Source organism: Halobacillus sp. BBL2006 (assembly GCF_000786645.1).
GTDB lineage: Bacteria > Bacillota > Bacilli > Bacillales > Halobacillaceae > Halobacillus.
This window is the reverse complement of record NZ_JRNX01000743.1, coordinates 1-2308: the sequence shown is the minus strand read 5'-3', so window position 1 is coordinate 2308 and position 2308 is coordinate 1. Positions and strand designations below refer to the sequence as shown.

Annotated in this window: 3 protein-coding genes and 1 pseudogene; 3 read left to right on the top strand and 1 reads right to left on the bottom strand. The window is 38.2% G+C overall.

Going from position 1 to position 2308, the window contains the following annotated elements; genetic code table 11:
• The coding region (locus tag LD39_RS19150; protein ID WP_197061461.1) for a BRCT domain-containing protein at positions 1 to 418 on the top strand (418 nt) is incomplete at its 5' end.
• 26 nt (positions 419 to 444) lie between these two features.
• Here LD39_RS19150 and LD39_RS19145 read toward each other — a convergent pair.
• Positions 445 to 1002 (bottom strand): YiiX/YebB-like N1pC/P60 family cysteine hydrolase, encoded by a 558-nt coding sequence (locus tag LD39_RS19145; protein WP_035551936.1) that lies wholly within the window; start codon positions 1000 to 1002, stop codon positions 445 to 447.
• A gap of 119 nt (positions 1003 to 1121) precedes the next feature.
• Between LD39_RS19145 and LD39_RS23940 the strand changes: the two are divergent.
• Together LD39_RS23940 and LD39_RS19140 are read left to right on the top strand one after the other, a co-directional pair.
• Positions 1122 to 1565 (top strand): annotated as a pseudogene (locus LD39_RS23940) (DinB family protein).
• Positions 1566 to 1671: 106 nt separating this feature from the next.
• Positions 1672 to 2308: TrkA family potassium uptake protein (locus tag LD39_RS19140; protein ID WP_035551933.1), on the top strand; the 637-nt coding region annotated here is incomplete at its 3' end.

Genomic DNA, 2308 nt, shown 5'->3' with positions numbered 1-2308 from the left:
AAACATAAAAGAGCTTGTTGATAAATCTGGCACCATAAATGGAATGATGTATGACAATGGTTACGAACCCGCACGATTAAATAAGAAGAAGCGTGCAAAGAAGCCTGAGGCTAAGGCTTTCGTTGCAGCCACAAGTGAATTTGATCGTTCCCACCCTTATTATGGAGTTTCTTTTGCATTTACTGGTAAATTAAATACTATGAAAAGAGAGGAAGCCATTCAGAAAGTCGTAGATCATGGTGGTGATTGGCATGCTGACATTACATCTTCAACCAATTATGTCGTCGTAGGACGTAAAGCATATGAAGACTATTTAAATGGGAAGAAGAGCAGTAAATTAGAAAAGTTAGAGATGTTGTTGAGTCAGGGACATTCCATTGAAATCATTACTGAAACCGACTTTATTGAACATTTGTAAGGCTCTCCATCAAGGGCGAGCCTTTTTTACAATACCAAACGTAGGAAACGCCGGTCTTTTAACAGTTCTGGATGGATTGCTTTTGCACTTCCATTAAAATCCCCTAAATTGACACCCGCCCCGAAGTAATACGCCTGCCATACAATTTTTGTACAGTATTGCTGATGAGAAGCTGTCACTAAAGGGGGCATGATTCGATAATCTGCATTGCTATAGTCATTATAAAGATTTTGAACATAGTCCCCAGCAGAGATGCCGATTTCTGGTGATCGTGGCCTATAAATTTTGATAGAACGAAATTTTTGGTAGTAATTAAAAACATTATCTTTAGTCAACCCAGCAGGTATAGAATGGACGACTTCTTTTTGGTGATTAACAATACCCACATGACCTATGAATTTAGATTCCCTTTTCCCTATTGGAGAGAACAACAAATCTCCAGGTTGTATAAGGATTGAGCTGCCAGGATATGTGGAAGAGTTTTTCTGAATTACAGGCGCTTGAGCTCTTTTTGGACGGAACAAATAAACGAGAATGCTTAGTGAGGTCGCTGAAAAAGTTAGTATTAAAGATTTTCTGTGCATAATTTCCCTCGCTTTTTTCTATTGTGACAGTAGCGCTTTTAAAATCATCGTAATGGAGATCACTTCAAAAAACAACTAGGAGGTTTATGATGGAAGTTCTCTAAGCACAATATGATTATATAAAAACTACAAGAGAGCTGCTGTTTAATCTTTGTGAAGAGGTTGCACCAGAGGATTACATAAAAGAAATCAACGGATTTGGGTGGAGCTCCATACGGAACTTGCATGTCCACGTTGCAGAGTGCTACCAAGTTTGGGTGTGGAAGTTTGGGTTTAAAGAACATATAGACATTCTAGAACCGAATTCTCTTCAAACCGTAAAGGATATGAGGCAAGCTTGCAGTGAAGTAGATCTGCTAGTGGGAAAGTTTTTTATATAAATTTCGAAAAAACCTTTTCATACGATTGTTGTTCCAGTCCCATGGCAGGAAAAAGAGCAATCTTTAACTGTATTGTGGCTGTATACCCATACGACGACACACGAGTTTCATCATAAAGGACATTTGGTCTCGATGGCTCGACAACTGGGATATCAACCTACAGATACAGACCTTATCTATTGAAAATGGTTCTGAATATTATTATGTAAAGTAGAATGTTAGGTGCGAAAATTGGTATCATGAGAAGAGTCGAATTGATATCCAATTTTTAGTCAACTGAGGTGGAGCAATGGAATATAGAAAAATAGTTGTTTCAATGGTACTCCTACATATCATTATTTTAATGGGCATCTTTGGGTATATGCTAATCGAGGGACTGGACTTCTTTGATTCTTTGTGGCTGACGATTGTATCGGTCTTAACAATTGGTTACGGAGATATTTCCCCAGAAACGATCGGCGGAAAACTGCTCACGTTATTCCTAATTCCGAGTGCCATTGGTTTGACAACCTATATGCTAGCACAGCTTGCAGGAGCGATTATTGGAGGCAAACTCTCTAGTGAAGTGAGGAAAAAAAGAATGAGTTTAAAAATACAAGATCTTCATCAACATATCATTTTATGTGGATACGGCAGGGTTGGACAGCAGGTCTTTCAACAATTACGAAATGATAAACAGCCATTGGTCATTATCGAAATGGATGAAGAAGTGATTGATCATATACCAGAAGATACTTTATATATAAAAGGGAATGCAACCGAAGATAGAGTCCTACTTCAGTCTGGAATTGATCGGGCAAAAGGTGTCATTGTGACATTGCCTGATGATGCAGATAATGTATTTATAACGTTAACCGTAAAAGGTATGAATTCTGACATTTATACAGTCGTTAGAGCTGAGAGAGACTTTTCAGAAGAAAAGCTGT